General features: G+C 66.0%; 4 protein-coding genes and 2 pseudogenes. 3 read left to right on the plus strand and 3 right to left on the minus strand.

The window, feature by feature from the left end:
- Positions 1-241 (plus strand): annotated as a pseudogene (locus VKI00_RS08895) (hypothetical protein); the annotation flags it as partial.
- 15 nt (positions 242-256) lie between these two features.
- Here the strand turns inward: VKI00_RS08895 and VKI00_RS08900 are convergent.
- Positions 257-403 (minus strand): hypothetical protein, encoded by a 147-nt coding sequence (locus VKI00_RS08900; RefSeq protein WP_324436819.1) that lies wholly within the window; start codon positions 401-403, stop codon positions 257-259.
- 182 nt (positions 404-585) lie between these two features.
- Between VKI00_RS08900 and VKI00_RS08905 the strand changes: the two are divergent.
- A pseudogene (locus VKI00_RS08905) lies at positions 586-702 on the plus strand (LppX_LprAFG lipoprotein); the annotation flags it as partial.
- A complete protein-coding gene (locus VKI00_RS08910; protein WP_324436821.1) occupies positions 699-2,246 on the plus strand; it encodes an MFS transporter in 1,548 nt (515 codons plus the stop codon). The pseudogene VKI00_RS08905 and the gene VKI00_RS08910, both read left to right, overlap by 4 nt.
- A 213-nt stretch (positions 2,247-2,459) precedes the next feature.
- Here the strand turns inward: VKI00_RS08910 and VKI00_RS08915 are convergent, their stop codons facing one another.
- Positions 2,460-2,588 carry a hypothetical protein gene (locus tag VKI00_RS08915; RefSeq protein ID WP_324436822.1) on the minus strand — a complete coding sequence of 43 codons (129 nt, stop codon included), beginning with the start codon at positions 2,586-2,588 and terminating at the stop codon, positions 2,460-2,462.
- Between the two features lie 263 nt (positions 2,589-2,851).
- A partial coding sequence (locus tag VKI00_RS08920; RefSeq protein WP_324436823.1) for a DDE-type integrase/transposase/recombinase occupies positions 2,852-3,110 on the minus strand: 259 nt, incomplete at its 5' end.

A 3,110-nucleotide genomic window follows, 5' to 3' on the forward strand; every position in this document is an offset into this window, starting at 1 on the left:
GGGCGAAGAGCTCACCACCATCGCACCCGACGCCGATGCGCTCTCCGAACTGGGGGAAGCGCCGGTTCGGGTTGTGAGGGCCGATGAGGCGCTGCCGTTCGTCGCGATCACGATTCGCGCATCGGTGGTCCGGGTCGACGACCGCATCGCACCCGCCGATGGGATCGGCGCCCTGCTCCGATACGCCCCAACCGGCGTGCTCGCCGACAGTGGAGCACCAGGCCGATCGGTCGCCCCTTAGCAGCTCTGGTTGGTATCAGCTGCAGAACCGACCAGCGGGCGCGATCAGCACCGCCACGAACGCCACCACCGGCACCAGCACACTGTTGGGCCCCGCCGCGCGGCGGTAATAAATGGAAAGCCACCAGCCCCCGTCGGTTAGGAGAACACCAATGATGTCCACGCATTGTCGCACTGTCGGAAAGCAGACGAGACTTCATTACCGAGTACTCCGGAGCTCGCCTGCGAATGGACCTCGACCGAGTGCCGCTATCATGACGTTGTAACGCAACGGATCCACGAAACCTTTGCGTGAGTGCTCATCCCATCGCAAGGCGCGAGCGACCCGACTCTCTCATGGGACGAGGTGATCACCAGTTGGTACAGGTCCAGCTGGAGCAAAGCCCGGGCAATTCGGTCCAGATGACGCTGTCGAACTGGAACGCACCGGTGCAGGTCACCAAGCCGCCGGTGGCCGGATGACGGCACCGCACGCCGGGCGCGGAGTCGCGATCAGCGCGGGCAGCCTCGCCGTACTGCTCGGTGCCCTCGACACCTATGTCGTGGTCACCATCATGCGCGACATCATCGCCACCGTCGGCATCACGATCAATCACCCGCAACGGATCACGCCGATCGTCACCTGGTACCTGCTGGGCTACATCGCCGCGATGCCGCTGCTGGGCCGGGCCTCGGACCGGTTCGGCCGCAAACTGCTGCTGCAAGTCAGCCTGGGCACCTTCCTCGCGGGCTCGGTGATCACCGCACTGTCCACCGATCTGCATGTGCTGGTGGTCGGCCGCACCATCCAAGGCGTGGCCAGCGGTGCACTGCTGCCGGTGACGCTCGCGCTGGGTGCCGACCTGTGGGCCCAGCAGAACCGCGCCGGGATCCTCGGCGGCATCGGCGCCGCGCAGGAGTTGGGCAGCGTGCTCGGCCCGCTGTACGGAATCTTCATCGTCTGGCTGACGAGTCGCTGGCAGGACGTGTTCTGGATCAACGTGCCGCTGGCGCTGGCCGCGATGGTGATGATCCAATTGAGCCTGCCGTCACGGGACCGCAGCGCGGAGCCGGAAAAGATCGACCTGGTCGGCGGGCTGCTGCTGGCGATCACCTTGGGTTTGGCGGTCATCGGTCTGTACAACGCCAATCCCGACGGCCACCATGCGCTGCCTAGCTACGGCCCGCCGCTGCTCCTTGCCGCGGTCGTCGCCGCGGTGATTTTCGGGGTCTGGGAGCGTTTCGCCCGGACCAAGCTGATCGAACCCACCGGGGTGCACTTCCGGCCGTTCCTGTCCACGCTCGGCGCGTCCCTGTGCGCGGGTGCGGCGTTGATGGTGACGCTGGTCGACGTGGAACTCTTCGCCCAGGGCGTGCTCGGCAAGGAGCAAGACCAGGCCGCCATCCTGCTGCTGCGTTTCCTGATCGCGCTGCCGATCGGCGCGGTGTTGGGTGGTTGGATCGCGACCAAAGTCGGCGACCGGGCCATGGCCTTCGCGGGGTTGCTCATCGCGGCGGGTGGCTACTGGCTGATCTCGAAGTGGTCGGTCGACCTACAAAGCGAGCGCCACAACATCTTCGGCCTGTTGTCGCTGCCCGCGTTGGACACCGACCTGGCAATCGCCGGCCTGGGGCTGGGTCTGGTGATCGGGCCGCTGACATCCGCCAGCTTGCGGGTGGTGCCGTCGGCGCAGCACGGCATCGCGTCGGCGGCGGTGGTGGTGGCGCGGATGACGGGCATGCTGATCGGGGTCGCCGCACTGAGCGCGTGGGGCTTTTACCGGCTGCCACAGCTGGTTGCGAAACTGTCGTCGAAGGTTCCGGCCAACGCCAGCCTTGCGGAGCGAATCGGGGCCCAGGCCACCCTCTACCGGCATGCCTTTGCCGGAATGTACGGCGAGATCTTCGAGGTCACCGCGGTCGTCTGCGTAGTGGGTGCACCGTTGGGCCTGCTGATCAGCAGCCGTCACGTGCATGCCGACGAGCCGGCGGTTCTCGAAGAGCAGGCCGCCGGGCCCCAGGCCTAGGCGTAAGCGCCAGCCGCCGCCGACACCGGCGGGAAATAGTATTCGCTCAGACGCAGTATTTGGCCGAAAAGCGGAGCCCAATTGCGGTGTGGCACGCGGCGATGTGCCCAATCGCAGCCGGTCGGCAGCACAGCCGGGGGTGTCCTGACTGCGGCCTATGGGCCACCGAAGGACACGTCCGGGTCGTTATCAATACCGCGATCAATCGGCGAATCACTGGGCCGCCAATACCGAGCACCCGTGAACGGCGTTGTGCGGTTCGGTTCCCGGCAGGGGCACGCCGCCGCGCTGCGAGATCACCTCACCGCTGACCGGGTCATAGGTGCGGGACTGATACTGCATCGCAAAAGGCTCCTCTCTGTGGGCGGGATGGGGGCTGAACCGGCCGCCCCCACGTCTAGACGGGGCGGGGTGGAAAGGAGCTTTGGACACCCCGCCTCCCATCCGGGTTCCGGCGATATCGCGCACACGAGAGAGCCGGAAGTCTTTGTCGGCCTTACAAGCCCCGGCTACGACTAAGCGGCACTGTCACGTTGATTGAAAAGTGTAGTGGCGCAGTTGGGTTTGAAGTAGTCGCGACGGAACACCTTTGGGTCGTTCACATTTCAGGCGGCAGCGTCGGGCGCGGTGACCTGACGCCAGACCGCGAAGCGGTCGGCCATCTCGGTTCGCCATTCGGTCGCGCTGAGCAGATGCCGTCGCGGCCGAAAGTGTGCGGAGATGCCGCTGAAGGCGGACAGGAACCGTTGCGCATGCCGCGACGATTTGAAGCGTTTCATCGCCCGTTCGCGTTGTCGGGTGGGCTGATCAGAGTTCTCGGCGCGGTTGTTCAGATACCGCGACCGCCGGTGCTCCACCGACGAC

It is taken from the genome of Mycobacterium sp., from assembly GCF_035314665.1.
Classification (GTDB): Bacteria; Actinomycetota; Actinomycetes; order Mycobacteriales; family Mycobacteriaceae; genus Mycobacterium.